This is a genomic window from Hydrogenophaga aquatica, assembly GCF_054780915.1.
Genome location: NZ_BAAGVK010000001.1, coordinates 121,356 through 137,914, shown reverse-complemented (window position 1 = coordinate 137,914; position 16,559 = coordinate 121,356). Strand labels below are relative to the sequence as shown.

Here is a 16,559-nt window from a genome sequence, read left to right as displayed (position 1 = left end):
TGTGATGTGCACCCGTACCCAACTCAAGTCAGCAACGTCGTGTGTCGCATTGATCGGGTGACAGCGACGTCACCAACGTGATTTAGGCCGAGCGTGTTGATTCTGTGGTGGTGTTTTTTGTCGCTTGCGGCGAGGGCCAGGGTGTGAACGTTCATCGATCCTCTGATAGTGGACCATCAGCTCTGCACCAGTCGGCTACAGGCACACCCAGAGCATGCACAACTTGGCTTACCCGGTGCGGGCCGAGGTGCCCGGCGCTTGGGTTGATCCTGCGGATACGCTACGTGAGGCAAAATGGGAACACTAGGTGCATGATGGATGCAACCGGTTTCAAGCGTCTCTATATGGACCAACAGAAGCTCAAATCACAACTGCTTGACTTGGCTACGCAAGGAGAGAAGCGCGTAACCAAGATGGACAAATTTCGCGACGTGTTTCCGTTCATCGAAAAGGCAGTGCAAGCTGGGATCAGCCGGCAACAGATCCTCGATCTCTTGAATGGCGACGGGTATGGCATGACCATGGCCAGTTTCAAGTCCTACCTGCAACGGGCTAGAAAAGAAGCAGAAGGCCCCAAGATGGATTCAAGAGGATGCAGACTGGATGCAACAAAAAAACCAAGGGATGTGAGCGGATGTACAGGGTTGCAGGAGGACAACCTGCCTGAGGTGGCAAGTGAATCTCAAGCGTTCCCGCACACTTCAGTTGTCCCAAATCATCGTCGGTCGATGGCGGAATTCCTGCCGCTACCAAGTGACCCCCGTAGTTGATTGGCTGCTTCTGGCCGGTGTTAGCCCCCGATCAGAAGACCAGTCCTCACCCCACTATCATCAACTCCTTCCAGTGAGTTGTGTACCTCGGTGAGCGCCGCTCCTGCTTCATCACCCAGCGGCTGCGCTGCCCCGCGTCCCGCAGCTCGACCAGCGCCGAACCCAGCTTGAGCGTGCCCTTGCCGTAGCGGTCGTTGAGCGCATCCAGCGCCGCCATCAAGCGCCCGTTGCGCACCTCGGTGTCCCGCGCATCGTCCCCCAGGTCCAGCTCCTGTTGGCCCGCCGTCCTGGTCTGCAAGTCCAGCAGCATTACCCCCGCTTTGGCGTAGTTGAATCCCGGCCGGAAGATCGCCTGTAACCCGCGCAACGCGGCGTCCGTGATCCGCAGCGTGTCCGAACTCGGCAGCCGCAAGGGCATGGTGATGGAGCGGGCGTACTGCGCATCGTTGGGTCGAAACGGGCTGGTACGCACAAACACCAGCACCGCGCCCGCCAGGCTGCCTTGACCCCGCAGCTTCTGCGCCGCCCGGCTGGCAAACTCCGTCACCGCTTGCCTAAGTTCGACCAACTCCGTGACCTTCTCTCCAAAACTGCGGGTACACGCAATCTCCTGCTTCGGCGCGGGTTGATCGTCCAGCTCCAGGCAGGCGATGCCATTGAGTTCTCGTACCGTGCGCTCCAGCACAACCGACCAGCTGCGCTTGGCGGTCGCCGGGTCCAGCCGCTTCAGGTCCAGCACGGTGTGCACGCCCCCGGCCTGCAACTGCCTGGCGATCCGTGGACCCACGCCCCAGACCTCACCCACCTCGGTGCGCTTGAACAACCAGTCCCGCTGCTTATCCGTCATCTCCACCAGGTTGCACACCTTGCCCAATTGACGCGGATAGCTGCCCGGCTTGCGGTCGGCCGACTTGGCGATGTGGTTCGCCAGCTTGGCTAGGGTTTTGGTGTGGGCGATGCCGATGCAGGTGGGGATGCCTATGCCCTGCAGGATCTCCGCCTGCTTGCGCCGCGCCCGCTCGGTGGCGTCCGGGATGCCCGTCATGTCCAGGAAACACTCGTCGATGCTGTAAAGCTCCTGCCAACAGCCCAAGCTATCCGCCATCGTCATCATCCGGTGGCTCATGTCCCCGTACAACTCGAAGTTGGCCGAATACGCCTTCAGGCCGGCTGTCTGCTCCAGGTGCCGGATCTGAAACCAGGGCGCCCCCATCTTGATCCCCAGGGCTTTGGCCTCGTCAGAACGGGCAATCGCACAGCCGTCGTTGTTGGACAGCACCACCATCGGCCGACCGTTCAGGGAAGGGTCAAACACCCGCTCGCACGAACAGTAGAAGTTGTTGCCATCGAGCAAGGCAAACACCGAAGGCGATGAGACAGCAACCCCCATGGCTACAGCCCCTCAAATCTTGCGGCCGAAGAGCTTCACACAGGCGGTCATCACACCCCAGACCGTCAAGGTCTGTCCATCCTTGAGCACGATGTCCGGAAAAGCGGGGTTGGCTGCCACCAGCTTGGTAAGTCCATCCTTCTGGTACAGGGTCTTGAGCGTCAGCTCGTTGTCCACCACAGCCACCACGATATCGCCATGCTTGGGCGTCAGCGACCGGTTGACCACCACCAGGTCACCGTCATGGATGCCTTCATCGACCATGGACTGACCCCGCACACGGGTCATGAAGCAATAAGGCTCGTCCAACGCCAGCATCTCAGCGAGGTCCACCCGGTTCACTTCAAAGTCAGCCGCCGGGGAGGGGAACCCAGCAGGGGTGCTGTGCAGCATCCAGGGCATCTCCAAAGCGGCCTTGGGCCCCAGGGCTTGCAGCAGCACATGGCGCGCCGGGCCCTCCAACGGCTCGACGTCCGTCCACTGGGGTGTGCCATCCGCACGCGCAGCATCGGCACACGGTGCTTGCGTCACCCCATCGTGCGACTGGTCCAGCCAACCGGCCTCCACCCCGCAGGCGGCCTCCAGACGGCGGGCCAACTTCGGCCCCAGCGGCGTGCCAGCCTTCAGGCGGCTCCAGTGGGCGTTGTCGATGCCCACGGCTTCGGCAAAAGCCTTGTCGCCACCACCGCGACCCTCGGCAATCTCTTGGAGACGCCAGCGCACGAACAGCGACAAGGCGTTCTGGCGGCGCAGGGCCTGCAGTTCAGCAGATATCGGTTTGACGGGCATGGGCAGAATCAGTGAGGCAGGAAAGAAGTGAAACTCAACGAAATTGAGTTGATATTACACCGCCTTCGGATCAAAAACCGATACGCAGAAACCTCCAGGCTGCAATACGGGCTGATCAACACGACTTCGAGCGGTCGACACCCACCCGAGCCAATTGCTGTTAGATTCACAGGGCTGGCTTCAACCAGCCCCGTTTCACCTCCCTGAGCGGGGGCGTGCCTGGCACGTCTTCAACCCGGCCGGGCGCACAGCGCCTTGGCCGGGTTTCTTTTGGGTGGGGCAAACACACTCACTCGTCCCCATTTACCGTGGGCATCCCTGTGGATAAGCCACGGCAAAGTGGTACAAACCGTTGATTTGCAAGCCGTCCAGTGAAGCTGCTCATCTTTTGGGCAGTGTGCAGACAGATTCGTCCAGCCCGTGTGCACCAACTTCACCCCCACCCGCAACGACCGCTGGAGCCGTGAAACCTTGGGTGTGGACGTCTCGGGCCTGAACTGCCCGAAGGAAACCTACCCAGGCCAGCACCGCTGTCAACACGGCTTCCAGATTGAGGAGCAGGGATGCTGTTGATCCTGCGGTGCGTTGGAGGCCCAGCATCAGCGCCACGGGTCCCAGGACGCCTCCAAAGATGATGGCGCCAGCGAGCCAGGGCCACTCGCCCGGATGCAGCCCCGTGATCTGCCAGCCTTTGTCACGCCACCACCGAGCCGCTATCAGACCGACCCCACTGCCCAGGTACAGCAGGCCACCCAGCAGCACCGGTGATACCGAGCCCAGCAAAAGCTTGGCCAGGGGAGTGCTCACACCGAACAAGGCGGCGGCACCCAGTGCGAACCAGACACTGGTGTTCATAGGTACTTGGTGATCTGACGGAACTCGTCCAGGGAGTCAGGCTGCGTCTGGCTCTGGGCGTCCACCATGTGGTTCAGGCAATGGCTCAGGTGGTCCTGAATCAATGTCTTTTTTGCCTGGGTGATGGCTTTCTCCACGGCTTGCAATTGCTGGACAACGTCAAGGCAGGGTTTGCCATCTTCAAGCATTTTCACGACGCTTGCCAGGTGTCCTCCAGCGCGACGCAGGCGTTTAATCACGGCAGGGTGGGTGTCATGGCTGTGCATGGTGATTGACCTTGTGGAGACTCAGTGTAACCTCCCCCGGAGGTTACAATAAATCTACCGACTCGAATTCCCCTCGATGATCCACGTCCGCTGCTCATGGTTTCGGCACCCTCTGTCGTTGACAAAGGGGCGTGCTGCGGCCTTGGGGATCGCATTGGTCATGTTGTTCGGCGCCCTGCTCACGCCCTGGGGCATGGCACGGTCGCACGGGACAGCAGCTTTCGCGGCGCTGAACCATGCTGAATCCTTGTCAATGGACGACGGGCATGGCCACAGCCATGAGGACGACATTTCTGCGTCCGACATCCGTCACGCACACCACGCGGGCGATCACTCCCACGATCACGCCCATGCCTTGCCCGTGGGGTTGCCGGACTTGAACGAGGTCGCGGCCGTATGGCTGGAGCACCCCGACCACCCGGGAACCAAGCCATTGCTTGATGGCCTTGAGCGACCACCACGTTCCTGACACTGTCCGGTTCCCTTGATCCCAGACTGCTGCTCAGCCTGGGGCATCCCCATTTCCTTGTTGGAGTTTTGATGCTCAACCTCACGTTTGACCGGCTGCGTGCCTCGCCATGGGCGCGGCCGGGCCCCGCCATGGCCACCTCGCTGGTTCTGGTTCTTCTTCTGTTCACATCCACCGAAGCCTTTGCCCATGCCGTGACTCAAGGCGACAAGGGGTACATCCAGGAAATCTCCGGGGTGCACCTCTTGCCCTTCACCTATCTGGGTGCGAAGCACATGGCCACCGGCTACGACCACATCCTGTTCCTGTTCGGGGTCATCTTCTTCCTCTACAAGCTCAAGGACATTGCGGTCTATGTCAGCCTGTTTGCCATCGGGCACTCCACCACCATGGTGCTGGGGGTCTACTACAACATCGGGATCAGTAGCTACCTGATCGACGCGGTCATCGGCTTCTCGGTGGTCTACAAGGCGCTGGACAACCTGGGAGCGTTTCAGCGCTGGTTCGGGGTGCAGCCCAACACGAAGGTGGCCACCCTGGTCTTCGGCCTGATCCACGGCTTTGGCCTGGCCACCAAGATCCAGGAGTACGAGATCTCCCGCGATGGCCTGGTGCCCAACCTACTAGCGTTCAACGTCGGTGTGGAGATTGGACAGCTGCTCGCTTTGTCCGTGATCCTGATCGGCATCGGCTACTGGCGCCGCACCGCTGGCTTCGTGCGTCACGCCTACAGCGCCAACGTGGTCATGATGTCCGCCGGGTTCATCCTGGTGGGCATGCAACTGACGGGCTACTTTGTTTCCCAGTGAATTCGAGTTTGAACACCATGTACAACACTGACATTCCCTCCCGAGCCGAACTACCCTCGACCCGTCAGCTCGTGCGCTCCACCATCATTGCGGCCGTTTCCGCGGTCGTCCTGCTCTACACCCTGGTACTGCCTTCCGAGTACGGCGTCGACCCCACAGGCATCGGCCGGGCCTTGGGCTTGACCGAGATGGGCGAGATCAAGACGCGGCTGACGGCGGAAGCGGACGCTGACGCGCTGGCTGCGGCGAACGCAACCGCTGCAACTCCGCAGGCCGGGGCCACCGAACAGTCACCTCCTGCGCCACTGCCCGCACCCGTTGCAGTGCCTGCAGCGGTCGATGTGGTGGCGAAGCCTGCTGGCCAGCAGTGGCGGGACGATATGTCCATAACCCTGAAACCCGGGGAGGGCACCGAGGTGAAGCTACGGATGCGGGAGGGCGAGAAAGCCACCTATTCCTGGGCGGTGCAAGGCGGGGTGGTGAACTACGATACCCACGGCGATGGTGGCGGGCGCTCCATCAGCTACGAAAAAGGGCGCGCCGTGCCTGCTGACGATGGTGAACTGGTCGCGGCCTTCACCGGCAACCACGGGTGGTTCTGGCGCAACCGAGGGCAGGCAGATGTTAAGTTGGTGCTGCGAACTGGCGGTACTTACAGTGATATCAAGCGTGTGAAATAAGCCCGTACCTCCTTGAATGGCTGGTTGGGTCGAGAGGTGGGTGCACCTCATCGCGCTTGTACGTAGCTAACGCCGTTGGGGCCTGCGCCCACTTTGTGATGGCCGATCACCTGGCGCGAGGCGACGTCTAGGACGGACAAGGTGCCCGCCTCAATGTTGGTTACGAACACATACGCGCCGTCAGCGCTTGCGGCAACGCCATGCGCACCCGGGCCCGTCACCAATGTCTTGATCACCTTTGACTTGGACGGGTCGATCACGGACACTTGGTCTGACGGTTTTTGGCCACTGCCCTGGTTGGCCACATAGACGGTTCCATCTCGCGCGGCCATCATCTGGATTGGCGTGAGTCCCACGGCGACCTTGCCGCTCAAGCGGTGTTTTGCCGTGTCGATCAAGCCAAGACGGTTCTCCCGGCTCAGCGCCACATAGGCCTGCTTGCCGTCCGCCGAAAACCCTACCTGAACCGGCCCTTGGCCCACGGGTATGCGCTGGGTTTCCTGCAGGGTCACAACGTCAATCACCGAAACTGTGCCTCCCTTCATGTTGGCAACGTACAGGGTTCGGCCATCGGGACTCAGCCGCAAGCCATGGGGATAGTCGCCAGTGGGAATCCTTGCTTGCTCGGCCCGCTGCTTCAGGTTGATGACCCTGACCACATTGGCGCCAGAGTCCGACACGAAGGCGCGTTCGCCTGTCGCATCAGTCACCACATGTGCCGGGTGCTCCCCGGCTGGTACAGCCACTGGTGGCGCGTTAAGGTTGGCGGTATTGAGCAGGAGCAATTGGCCTGAAGAGCTCGCTCCATGATGCGCGCTGTGTGCCGAGACGCCCACCGCAAGCAGGGTGGAGCCATCGGGTGAGACCTGAACGTTATGGGGTGCGATATTGACCTTGACTGTACGGACTTGGCTGCTGTCCAAATGGACCTCGCTTATCGATCCATCGCGTTCATTGGCGGTGTAAACGAAGCCCGATGGGTCTGCCCAGGCGGCTTGAATGGTAAGAGACAAACCACAGGCACTCAATGCCCGAAAAGCAGTCTTTAAAAAATTCGGTGCCATGGTGTTGGCCTTTCATTGTGTTCAGAAGGTTGTAACCCTGAGTGGGTGACCGGTTCATTCTGAAATTCACTGCCTTACATCACCATGAGCAGAAGGTGACGTCTTCGACAGCCGCAGGGCGTTGCCAATGACCGAGGCTGAACTCAGGCTCATGGCCAGTGCAGCGATCAATGGCGAGAGCAGCCAGCCCGTGAACGGGAACAGAACGCCTGCCGCCACCGGTATGCCCAGCGCGTTGTACAGGAACGCAAACAACAGGTTCTGCTTCATGTTACGAACCGTGGACACCGACAGCCCCCGTGCCACGGCGATGCCGCGCAAGTCGCCCTTCACGAGCGTCACCTGGGCGCTGTTCATGGCCACGTCGGTGCCTGTGCCCATGGCCACGCCAACATCGGCCTTGGCCAAGGCCGGTGCGTCGTTGATGCCGTCGCCCGCCATGGCGACGACCTTTCCCTCGGCTTGAAGGCGTTCTACAAGGTAGAGCTTGTCGGCTGGTTTCACCTCGGCATGCACCTCGTCCAGGCCCAGGCGAGCGCCCACCGCGCGCGCGGTGGTCCGGCCATCACCCGTGGCCATGATGACGCGGATGCCCGCTTGGTGCAGGGTTTCCAGCGCCTCGGGCGTGCTGGCCTTGACCGGATCAGACACCGCCAACAAGCCCGCCAGACGCCCATCTACGGCCAGGTGCATCACGCTGGCGCCTGTTTGCCGCAGCGCCTCCGCTTGCTCATGCAGACCCGAAACGTCCACGCCTTCCCGCTCCATCAAGGCGGTGTTGCCCAGGGCCAGCCGTTTGCTATCGACAACGCCCGTCACGCCAATGCCAGACGCCGATTCAAACTGGCCTGCGGAATAAAGAGTCAATCCCCGCTCCCGGGCTGTGCGCACAATCGCCTCCGCCAGCGGGTGTTCGCTGCCTTGGTCCAGGCTGGCTGCCAGTTGCAGAACGTCGCTTTCGGTGTGGCCCAGCGCCGCCACGGCCCGCTCGAATGCGGGCTTGCCTTCTGTCAGCGTGCCGGTCTTGTCAACGATCAGGGTGTCCACCTTGCGCATGTTTTCAATGGCGGCGGCGTCCCGGAACAGCACGCCCTGCGTGGCGCCCCTGCCGGTGGCAACCATGATGGACATGGGCGTGGCCAGGCCCAGGGCACATGGGCAGGCGATGATGAGCACCGCCACGGCATTGATGAGGCCAAACACCCAGCTTGGTTCAGGGCCAAAGAACCCCCAGGCCAGCAGGGTGGCCACCGCGACAGCCACGACCGCGAGCACAAACTTGCCTGCCACCTGATCGGCCATGCGCTGCATGGGGGCCCTGGAGCGCTGTGCCTGGGCCACCATCTGCACGATTTGCGACAGCACCGTGGCCGAGCCGACTTTCTCCGCCCGCATCACCAGGGCGCCGCTGGTGTTGAGGGTTGCGCCAATCAGCTGGTCGCCCGGCTGTTTGCTCACGGGCAGGGGTTCCCCCGTGAGCATCGACTCATTCACGGCGCTCGCGCCCTCTACGACGGCACCGTCCACGGGGACCTTCTCACCGGGGCGCACACGCAGCAAGTCTCCAATGTGAACGTGCGCCAGTGGCACGTCTTCTTCCCCGCCGTCAGGCCGGATGCGCCGTGCCGTCTTGGGCGCCAGGCCCAGCAGCGAACGGATCGCGGCCGACGTCTGCGAGCGTGCCTTCAACTCCAGCACCTGCCCCAGCAATGTCAGCGAGATGATCACAGCCGCCGCCTCGTAGTACACCCCCACGCGCCCCATCGACAGGAACGACGCGGGGAACACCCCGGGCGCCAGTGTGGCCACCACGCTGTAGACAAAAGCTGCACCGGTGCCCAGGCCGATCAGCGTCCACATGTTGGGGCTGCGGTTCACCACCGATTGCCAGCCCCGTTTGAAGAAGGGCATGCCCGCCCACAGCACGATGGGCAGCGACAGCGCCAGTTCCAGCCAGGTTTGCACGCCGATGTCCAAGCCCGGCACGCGGTGCCCCGCCATGGCCAAAAAGGTGACCGCCACGGTCAGGGGCAAGGTCCACCAGAAGCGCCGCTGGAAGTCACGCAGTTCGGGGTCTTCCTCGTCGTCCAGGGAAGGCATCACCGGTTCCAGCGTCATGCCGCACTTGGGGCAAGTGCCAGGGTGGTCCTGGCGAATCTCCGGATGCATGGGGCAGGTGTACACGGTGCCCGCAGCCGACGGCGGCGATGCCAGCGAAGGCTCGGCGCCCTCTGCTGTGTGAGGGTGATGGCCGGCGTGATGGTGGTGGTGGGTGTGGTCCATGGTTCAGGCGCTGTCCTTCTTGTGGCCGTGGCGGGAGTGGTGTCCTCCATGCCCATGAAGCAAGTGCATCAGCGGGCAAAGCATCAGCACCAGGTAAGGCCACCAGCCCAGCACATGCCCCCAATGTTCCCGCAGCAGGTAAAACACCGCAATCACCGCCGCCGCTGCCCAGGCCAGGGCAAGCGGCCTGCGCCAAAGCGGGGTGTGCCCTTCGTTGTTTTTTTTTGGTGAGTTCATGGGGCCCTCCTGCGCCATTGGCGCTCAACGCTTGCCGATGTCTCGCTCCATCATCATCTGCATCATGGCCTGCATCATGTCCATGCGCTTTTCCATCAGGGTATGGCGCTGCATCATCTGGCCCATCATCTGCGGCCCCATACCAGGGGCAGGCGCCGCTGCACCGCTTGCTGCTGTAGATGGAGGAGTCGCCGAACCACCGGGCATTCCTGCTCCCCCCATCATCATCGGGCCACTCATCATGCCCATACCTCCCATGGGCATGCCTTGCATTTGCCCCATCATCTTCATGCTGTCTTGCATAGTCTTCTGGTGTTCGGCCATCATGGCCTGCCGCTCCTGCGGGGTCTTGGCGTCGGCCAGTTTGCGGCTCATGTCACGCATGAGTTGCAGTTGCTTGTCCATGGCAGACATCTGTTGCTCTGGCGTGGCTGGCGCGGCTTGGGCAGGTGCGGCCGCTCCGTCGGGGTGGTGTTGTGCATGCTCGGCGGCCGTTTGGGCCGAGGCGGAGAACGTCGCGATGCCGATGAGCATGGCCAAGGCCAGGGGTTTTGAGGCATTCATGGTGAAGTCCTTTCCAGACAAATTCCACCGGCCGTGGCCAGTGTGGCGCCACCACTGCGTCCCCATGACGCGTGGTGTATGCCAGTGACTTCACTTTATGCCTGCAAGGGTCACTTGAACATGACCGCTGGATTACAAAATTGTCATAAATTTGCTAGACGACCGCTTTCCTTTTCTTCGGCGCTGCAACAGTGTGCTTGCCGGCGGGACCGGTGCATCAGATAGTACGCCGCGGGAATGACGAACATCGACAGCAGTGGCGCGGTGACCATGCCGCCCACCATGGGGGCGGCAATACGCTGCATCACCTCGCTGCCGGTGCCGCTGCCCCACATGATGGGCAGCAGCCCCGCCAGGATGACCGCCACCGTCATCGCCTTGGGCCGCACGCGCAGCACCGCGCCCTCGCGGATGGCGTCGAGCAGGTCGGCGTCGCTGGTCTGGTTCTGGTCGACGCGCGCTGCCCATGCTTGTTTGAGGTACAGCAGCATGATCACGCCGAACTCCGCCGCCACGCCCGCCAGCGCGATGAAGCCGACGATCCCGGCGACCGACAGGTTGTAGCCCAGTGCGTACAGCAGCCACACGCCGCCGGCCAGGGCGAAGGGCAGGGTGGCCATCAGCAGCAGGGCTTCAGCAATGTGCTTGAACGTCAGGTACAGGAGCACAAAGATGATGAGCAGCGTGAAGGGCACCACCAGCTTCAACTTCGCACTGGCACGTTCCAGGAACTCAAACTGTCCTGACCACGACACCGAGTAGCCTGCAGGCAATGTCACCTGTTCGGCCACGGCCTTCTGCATTTCGCGCACGGCGGTGCCCAAATCGCGGCCCCGCAGATCGACATAGACGAAGCCTGCCAGGCGGGCGTTTTCACTGCGCAGCATGGGCGGGCCGTCCTCGATGCGGATGTCGGCCACGTCGGCGAGCACCAGCCGCTGCCCGCGCGGGGTCACGATGGGCAATCCGCGCAAACGGTCCAGCGAGTCGCGTACCTCGCGCGGGTAACGCACGTTGATGGGGTAGCGCTGCAGGCCCTCGATGGTCTCGCTGATGTTCATCCCACCCACGGCACTGGCCACTACCGACTGCACGTCGGCAACATTCAGCCCGTAGCGGGCAGCCCGTTCCCGCTGAATGTCCACGGCCACATAGCGTCCGCCGGTCAACCGTTCGGCGAACGCGCTGGTCACACCGGGCACCTGCTTCACCGCTTGCTCCACTTGGCTGGTGAGCTGGTTGATGACCGCGAGGTCGCTGCCCAGGACCTTGACCCCGACCGGGCTCTTGATGCCGGTGGCCAGCATGTCCAGGCGGTTGCGGATGGGGGGAACCCAGATGTTGGTCAGCCCAGGGACTTGCACGGTCCGGTCCAGCGCCTCCACGATCTTCTCTGGCGTCATTCCCGGACGCCATTCGCTGCGCGGTTTGAACTGGATGACGGTTTCGAACATCTCGATGGGGGCCGGATCGGTCGCCGTCGTTGCGCTGCCCGCCTTGCCGTAAACGCTGGCAACTTCCGGGACAGTTCTGATCAGCCGGTCGGTTTGCTGGAGCAATTGCGCCGCCTTGCTGGTCGACAGACCGGGCAGAGCGGTGGGCATGTACAGCAGGTCACCTTCATCCAGCGGTGGCATGAACTCGCTGCCCAGGTGCAGCAGGGGCCACAGGCTGACTGCGAAGAGCAGCACGGACGCCGTGATGGCCATTCGGGGAAAACGCAACACCGTGTCCAGCAGTGGGCGGTAGGCCTTGATCAGCGCACGGTTGAGCGGATTGCTGTTCTCGCTGGGAATGCGGCCGCGGATCAAATAGCCCATCAGCACCGGCACCAGCGTCACCGACAGGCCTGCCGCAGCGGCCATGGCGTAAGTTTTGGTGAAGGCCAGGGGAGAGAACAGCCGCCCCTCTTGCGCCTCCAGCGTGAACACCGGTACGAATGACAGGGTGATGATGAGCAGTGAAAAGAACAGCGCCGGGCCCACCTCGGCTGCAGCGTTGCCGATCACCCGCCAGCGGATGTCGCCACGCAGCTCTTGTCCGGGATGGTCGTGGTCCCATTGTTCCAGATGCTTGTGGGCGTTCTCGATCATCACCACCGCCGCATCAACCATCGCACCGATGGCAATGGCAATGCCCCCCAGCGACATGATGTTGGCGTTCACGCCCTGCAGGTGCATGACGATGAAGGCCGCCAGGATGCCCAGCGGCAGAGAAACGATGGCCACGAGGGCCGAGCGCAGGTGGAACAGGAACAGCGCGCAGACCACCGCCACGACGATGAACTCCTCGACGAGTTTGTGGCTCAAGTTTTCGATGGCCCGCTCGATGAGCGCCGATCGGTCATAGGTGGGCACGATCTCCACCCCTGGCGGCAGGCTTTGCTTGAGCGTGGCCAGCTTGGTCTTGACCGCTTCGATGGTGGTCAACGCGTTTTCGCCGGAGCGCATGACGATCACGCCGCCCACGGCTTCGCCCTCGCCATCCAGCTCCCCGACGCCGCGCCGCATCTCCGGGCCGATCAGCACATGAGCCACGTCGCCCAGCAGCACGGACACACCGGCCTCGGTGGTCCGCAGCGGCACCGCGCGGAAATCGTCCAGCGTTTGCAGATAGCCGGAGGCGCGCACCATGAACTCGGCCTCACCCATCTCCAGCACCGAGCCGCCCGCTTCCTGGTTGGCGCGGCGGATTGCCTCGATCACCTCGTCGTGTGTGACGCGGTAGGCGGCCAGCCGGTCCGGGTCGACCACCACCTGGTACTGGCGCACCATGCCTCCAATCGTGGCCACTTCGGCGACTCCGGGCAAGGTCTTCAGTTCGAACTTGAGGAACCAGTCCTGCAGGCTGCGCAACTGGCTCAGGTCGTGCTGGCCGGACTTGTCGATCAGCGCGTACTGGTAAATCCAGCCTACCCCGGTCGCGTCCGGCCCCAGGGCCGAGGTGGCGCCGGCGGGCAGGCGCGACTGCACCTGGTTAAGGTATTCCAGCACCCGCGAGCGCGCCCAGTAGAGATCGGTGCCATCCTCGAACAGGATGTAGACGTAACTGTCTCCGAAGAGCGAGAAACCACGCACGGCCCGCGCCCCAGGCACCGACAGCATGGTCGTCGTCAGCGGGTAGGTGACCTGGTTCTCGACCAGTTGCGGGGCCTGGCCCGGCCAGCTGGTGCGGATGATGACCTGCGTGTCCGACAGGTCGGGCAGAGCGTCGAGTGGGGTGCGAACCAGCGAGACCACGCCCCACGCAGCGAGCAGTACGGTGGCGATCAACACCAGGAAACGGTTGGCGATGGACCATTGGATCAGGCGGGCGATCATTGTGTGCCCCCCGTCGCTTTGCCTTGGCGCGTGCGCCACTGTACGATCAGCGGCGCCTTGTCCTCCCGCATGCGGAATTCGAACTCGATTTCGCTGCCCACCGGTGGTGTGGGGCCAGCAGGGCCTGCGGCCAGCTCGAAGTCCATCGTCATGCCAGGCCACTTGAGGGCTGGGATTTCTGGATGGGTGAGCGTGAGGGTCTTGCCCGCCACAGCCTCAACCCGGGCCGTTGTGCGGTAGGTTGGTGGCGCTGCGTTGCCAGGGCCCGGTGCAGGGGCTGCGGACAGGCGCGCTTCCACGCCTTTGAGGCTGGCTTCGGAGTCGATCAGGAACTGCCCGGACAGCACGATTTTCTGCCCCTGTATCAGGCCCGACAGGATTTCGGCCTGGCCGTTCTGTTCGCGGCCCACCTGCACCTCGACCGGGCGGTACGACCCGTCCTCAACGAACATCACGAGCGTTCGCTTGCCCGTGCGCACCAGCGACTCAGCGGGCACGAGCAGCGCTGGTTTGGGTGATCCCGCCCCCAGGGTCATCTGAACGAACATGCCCGGCACCAGTTTGCCGCCCGGGTTGGCCAGGACCATGCGGGCTTTGCGCGTTCGAGTGGCGGGGTCCACCTCGGGCAACAGGGCTTGCACCGTGCCTCGAAACACCTCACCAGGCAGGGCAGGCGTCGAGGCGGTGACCTGGGCACCCTCTGCAACCGCCGCCGATTGGCTTTCGGGCACTTCCGCCTGCACCCAGACAGTTGTCAACTCGTTGATCCGCATGAGCGGTGCGCCCTGCATCACGGTGGCCCCGTCACGCACTGACAGCTCGGTGACCACACCGTTCGCTGGAGCAGTCAAGGTCATGCGGGCCTGGACCTGCCCCGTTCGCTCCACCTGGGCAATATGCGCATCGCTCATACCGGCTTGGCGCATGCGCTGGCGGGCCGCGTCGGCCAGCGTTTCCAGCCCGTTGCCCTGCAAGCGTCTGGCAGCCAGGTAGTCCTCCTGTACTGAAACCCACTCAGGCACATACAGATCAAGCAACCGCTGGCCTTTGCCAACGCGGTCCATCACTGCTCGCACATGAAGTTTCTCGACAAAACCCGTGGCGCGAGCCTGCACCACAAACTCTCCACGTTCGTTCCAGGCCACCGTGCCCGCCGCCGACACCTCGGGTTTGAGCAGACCTACAACCACCTCGCCAGTGCGCAGGCCGAGGTTCTGCTGCGTCCGCGCGCTGATGGAGACCGTGCCACTGTCTGCCCCCTGGGCACCTGAGTAGGCGGGCACCAGCATCATGTTCATGAAAGGTGATTTGCCTGGGACTTCGAATTTCTGGCCTGGCACCATGGGGTCGTGGTAATGCAGAATGCGGCGCCCCGTGACGGGATCGACGTCACCTGCCTTGAGCCCGGTTTCGATGTGGCGCCGGGTGGCCGCCTCGCCCTCCGGTATGCCCCAGGCTGACGGATCAGTGCCAGAACCCTCTGGTGCTGAAGGTGCTGCTTGGGAAGCTTGTGTCATGCCGTTGTACAAGCCCAGCCGGTACAGACCAAAGCCGCTTGTGCCTAATGCGCCGACCGTCAGCAGAACGGTCAAAAAGGTTTTTTGGTTCATGGTCTGGACTCCTGAGGAATCTGAAACTCAAGTTCGGCCCACCATGCGGCGGTTTGCCTTTCGATGCGTACCCGCTCCAATTGGGTGTCGATGACCCTGCCATGTGCGTCGAGCACAGCAGCCAGCGGCGCCTTTCCACCGCGGATGGCCGCCTCCATGACGGTGACACGATCTGTAGCCAGCGGGATCAGGGTGGCGTCGTACTCCGCCAAGCGGGCCAAGCCACCTTGCCAGTTGCTGATCAACCGCTGCAGCTCGAAAAGACGCTCGCGTCGCAACTCTTCGCGTTCCAGCCTGATTTGCTCAAGCTGCTGCAGTTTCGCGGTCAGTTCGCGATCTTGCTTGTTCGCCTGGTCCCACTGCAACGGAATAGAAACACCCAGCGACACCATGTCGCCGAATGAGCCCCCACGTTTGCTGTACATCAATGACCAGCTCCAGTCGGCTTGTTTCTCGTGCTTGGCAACGTCCGCTTCAGCCAGTGCGGCGCGCTCGCGCGCATCCAGCACGGTAATGTCTGGGTGCAGATTCACCTGTAGGGTGAGTTGCTGCGCGGATGTGCGGATGCGATCAAGCCTGGGTGGTGAGCCCAGTGGTTGAGTTGCGACTTCTCCCACCCAGCGTCGCAGAAATGCTTGCGCATTGGCCAGATCGGATCGTGCCTCGTGCACGCGATCGTCAATACGTGCTACAGCCGCGCGTGCTTCGAGCACGTCTTCCTGGTTGGAGCGTCCGCCTCTGTAGGCGGACTCCACCGCCTCGGTGATCCGGCTGTATGCGTCGCGTTGCTGTTGCAACAGGCTGAGTTGTTGTTCCTGGAAATAGCGGTCCAGCCAGGCACTGGCGGTTTGAGCCCGCAGCCTGGCCTTTTGCATGACACGCAGCGAGGAAGCTGTCTCGGCTTCGCGCTCGTAGCGAACGCTTCGGGCTCGGCGCTTTGCAGACCCCGTGAAGGTCTGCATCCACTCGACCGAACGCTGGGTCATGAAGTCTTTGGTCAAACTCCAGCGCATGGGGCCTTCAATGGGCAGGTTATCGACCGAAAGCTTCAGCGCCGGGTCCGGCAGACGACCCGCCGAAACGGCCATCTCCCGGGCCGCATGGATGGCAGCATCCTGGGCTTGAAGTGATTTGGATCGCGCCTGCGCGGCATCCAAAGCCGCGTCCAACGTCAACGTGGATGGCGCCGCTTGCGCAGCGGCAACACCGGTGAAAAGGAGCGAAAGAACGGCAGCAGACAGGGGCGTTCGCCCCCAATGATGAGAAAACAATGGCATATGCCAACTCCATGCGAGGTGAGTCCCGCACGATGGATCACGCGCAGGCAATGAGGCCGCCAACCCAATGGGCCAGCGAGTCGCAGTTACATGGAATCAGCCGAGAGAGGGAGGGCGCCAGACCGCAGACGGTGCGTTGGTATAGCGCTGAGTCGGAAACGCTGCCAGAGGGGAAC

The 16,559-nt window shown here is 62.6% G+C and carries 15 protein-coding genes; 4 read left to right on the top strand and 11 right to left on the bottom strand.

Features of this window, described 5'->3' with window-relative positions:
- Window positions 1–311: 311 nt before the first annotated feature.
- On the top strand, window positions 312–770 hold the full coding sequence (locus tag ACYVHH_RS00650; RefSeq protein ID WP_460563057.1) for a hypothetical protein: 459 nt from the start codon (window positions 312–314) through the stop codon (window positions 768–770).
- 46 nt (window positions 771–816) lie between these two features.
- Here the strand turns inward: ACYVHH_RS00650 and ACYVHH_RS00645 are convergent, their stop codons facing one another.
- From ACYVHH_RS00645 to ACYVHH_RS00630, 4 genes are all read right to left on the bottom strand, one after another.
- Window positions 817–2,133 carry a Y-family DNA polymerase gene (locus tag ACYVHH_RS00645; protein WP_460563137.1) on the bottom strand — a complete coding sequence of 439 codons (1,317 nt, stop codon included), beginning with the start codon at window positions 2,131–2,133 and terminating at the stop codon, window positions 817–819.
- Window positions 2,134–2,172: 39 nt separating this feature from the next.
- On the bottom strand, window positions 2,173–2,949 hold the full coding sequence (gene umuD / locus ACYVHH_RS00640) for a translesion error-prone DNA polymerase V autoproteolytic subunit (RefSeq protein ID WP_460563056.1): 777 nt from the start codon (window positions 2,947–2,949) through the stop codon (window positions 2,173–2,175).
- Between the two features lie 381 nt (window positions 2,950–3,330).
- Window positions 3,331–3,804 (bottom strand): DMT family transporter, encoded by a 474-nt coding sequence (locus ACYVHH_RS00635; protein ID WP_460563055.1) that lies wholly within the window; start codon window positions 3,802–3,804, stop codon window positions 3,331–3,333.
- Window positions 3,801–4,070 carry a metal-sensing transcriptional repressor gene (locus tag ACYVHH_RS00630; RefSeq protein ID WP_460563054.1) on the bottom strand — a complete coding sequence of 90 codons (270 nt, stop codon included), beginning with the start codon at window positions 4,068–4,070 and terminating at the stop codon, window positions 3,801–3,803. Before ACYVHH_RS00630 ends, ACYVHH_RS00635 begins: the two co-directional genes overlap by 4 nt.
- A 160-nt stretch (window positions 4,071–4,230) precedes the next feature.
- On the opposite strand from ACYVHH_RS00630, the gene ACYVHH_RS00625 reads away from it, so the two are divergent.
- The 3 genes from ACYVHH_RS00625 (at window position 4,231) to ACYVHH_RS00615 (ending at window position 6,028) form a co-directional block, all read left to right on the top strand.
- The gene (locus ACYVHH_RS00625; RefSeq protein WP_460563053.1) at window positions 4,231–4,539 is read left to right on the top strand and encodes a hypothetical protein; all 309 of its coding nucleotides are present in this window, start codon (window positions 4,231–4,233) and stop codon (window positions 4,537–4,539) included.
- Between the two features lie 131 nt (window positions 4,540–4,670).
- Window positions 4,671–5,348: a HupE/UreJ family protein gene (locus ACYVHH_RS00620; protein WP_460563136.1), complete on the top strand. Its 678-nt coding sequence runs from the start codon at window positions 4,671–4,673 to the stop codon at window positions 5,346–5,348.
- 17 nt (window positions 5,349–5,365) lie between these two features.
- Window positions 5,366–6,028: a transmembrane anchor protein gene (locus ACYVHH_RS00615; RefSeq protein ID WP_460563052.1), complete on the top strand. Its 663-nt coding sequence runs from the start codon at window positions 5,366–5,368 to the stop codon at window positions 6,026–6,028.
- Between the two features lie 47 nt (window positions 6,029–6,075).
- Here ACYVHH_RS00615 and ACYVHH_RS00610 read toward each other — a convergent pair whose 3' ends face one another.
- The 7 genes from ACYVHH_RS00610 to ACYVHH_RS00580 all read right to left on the bottom strand — a co-directional run bounded on the left by ACYVHH_RS00610 (window position 6,076) and on the right by ACYVHH_RS00580 (window position 16,383).
- Complete coding sequence (locus ACYVHH_RS00610; RefSeq protein ID WP_460563051.1) at window positions 6,076–7,092, bottom strand: YncE family protein; 1,017 nt, start codon at window positions 7,090–7,092, stop codon at window positions 6,076–6,078.
- Between the two features lie 66 nt (window positions 7,093–7,158).
- A complete protein-coding gene (locus tag ACYVHH_RS00605) occupies window positions 7,159–9,375 on the bottom strand; it encodes a copper-transporting P-type ATPase (RefSeq protein ID WP_460563050.1) in 2,217 nt (738 codons plus the stop codon).
- 3 nt (window positions 9,376–9,378) lie between these two features.
- Window positions 9,379–9,612: a DUF2933 domain-containing protein gene (locus ACYVHH_RS00600; protein ID WP_460563049.1), complete on the bottom strand. Its 234-nt coding sequence runs from the start codon at window positions 9,610–9,612 to the stop codon at window positions 9,379–9,381.
- Window positions 9,613–9,636: 24 nt separating this feature from the next.
- Window positions 9,637–10,176, bottom strand: coding sequence for a hypothetical protein (locus ACYVHH_RS00595; RefSeq protein WP_460563048.1), 540 nt, complete (start codon window positions 10,174–10,176; stop codon window positions 9,637–9,639).
- A gap of 143 nt (window positions 10,177–10,319) precedes the next feature.
- Window positions 10,320–13,496 (bottom strand): efflux RND transporter permease subunit, encoded by a 3,177-nt coding sequence (locus ACYVHH_RS00590; protein WP_460563047.1) that lies wholly within the window; start codon window positions 13,494–13,496, stop codon window positions 10,320–10,322.
- The gene (locus ACYVHH_RS00585) at window positions 13,493–15,106 is read right to left on the bottom strand and encodes an efflux RND transporter periplasmic adaptor subunit (protein WP_460563046.1); all 1,614 of its coding nucleotides are present in this window, start codon (window positions 15,104–15,106) and stop codon (window positions 13,493–13,495) included. Before ACYVHH_RS00585 ends, ACYVHH_RS00590 begins: the two co-directional genes overlap by 4 nt.
- Window positions 15,103–16,383 (bottom strand): TolC family protein, encoded by a 1,281-nt coding sequence (locus ACYVHH_RS00580; protein WP_460563045.1) that lies wholly within the window; start codon window positions 16,381–16,383, stop codon window positions 15,103–15,105. The genes ACYVHH_RS00585 and ACYVHH_RS00580 overlap by 4 nt, the downstream gene beginning before the upstream one ends.
- Between the last annotated feature and the right edge of the window lie 176 nt (window positions 16,384–16,559).

What these genes read in the sequence shown, in the direction of transcription:
- ACYVHH_RS00590 (WP_460563047.1), bottom strand. Translation starts at nt 13,496, where the DNA reads ATGATCGCCCGCCTGATCCAATGGTCCATCGCCAACCGTTTCCTGGTG.
- ACYVHH_RS00585 (WP_460563046.1), bottom strand. Translation starts at nt 15,106, where the DNA reads ATGAACCAAAAAACCTTTTTGACCGTTCTGCTGACGGTCGGCGCATTA.
- ACYVHH_RS00580 (WP_460563045.1), bottom strand. Translation starts at nt 16,383, where the DNA reads ATGCCATTGTTTTCTCATCATTGGGGGCGAACGCCCCTGTCTGCTGCC.
- ACYVHH_RS00650 (WP_460563057.1), top strand. Translation starts at nt 312, where the DNA reads ATGATGGATGCAACCGGTTTCAAGCGTCTCTATATGGACCAACAGAAG.
- ACYVHH_RS00625 (WP_460563053.1), top strand. Translation starts at nt 4,231, where the DNA reads ATGTTGTTCGGCGCCCTGCTCACGCCCTGGGGCATGGCACGGTCGCAC.
- ACYVHH_RS00605 (WP_460563050.1), bottom strand. Translation starts at nt 9,375, where the DNA reads ATGGACCACACCCACCACCACCATCACGCCGGCCATCACCCTCACACA.
- ACYVHH_RS00595 (WP_460563048.1), bottom strand. Translation starts at nt 10,176, where the DNA reads ATGAATGCCTCAAAACCCCTGGCCTTGGCCATGCTCATCGGCATCGCG.
- ACYVHH_RS00620 (WP_460563136.1), top strand. Translation starts at nt 4,671, where the DNA reads ATGGCCACCTCGCTGGTTCTGGTTCTTCTTCTGTTCACATCCACCGAA.
- umuD (WP_460563056.1), bottom strand. Translation starts at nt 2,949, where the DNA reads ATGCCCGTCAAACCGATATCTGCTGAACTGCAGGCCCTGCGCCGCCAG.
- ACYVHH_RS00630 (WP_460563054.1), bottom strand. Translation starts at nt 4,070, where the DNA reads ATGCACAGCCATGACACCCACCCTGCCGTGATTAAACGCCTGCGTCGC.
- ACYVHH_RS00635 (WP_460563055.1), bottom strand. Translation starts at nt 3,804, where the DNA reads ATGAACACCAGTGTCTGGTTCGCACTGGGTGCCGCCGCCTTGTTCGGT.
- ACYVHH_RS00600 (WP_460563049.1), bottom strand. Translation starts at nt 9,612, where the DNA reads ATGAACTCACCAAAAAAAAACAACGAAGGGCACACCCCGCTTTGGCGC.
- ACYVHH_RS00610 (WP_460563051.1), bottom strand. Translation starts at nt 7,092, where the DNA reads ATGGCACCGAATTTTTTAAAGACTGCTTTTCGGGCATTGAGTGCCTGT.
- ACYVHH_RS00615 (WP_460563052.1), top strand. Translation starts at nt 5,366, where the DNA reads ATGTACAACACTGACATTCCCTCCCGAGCCGAACTACCCTCGACCCGT.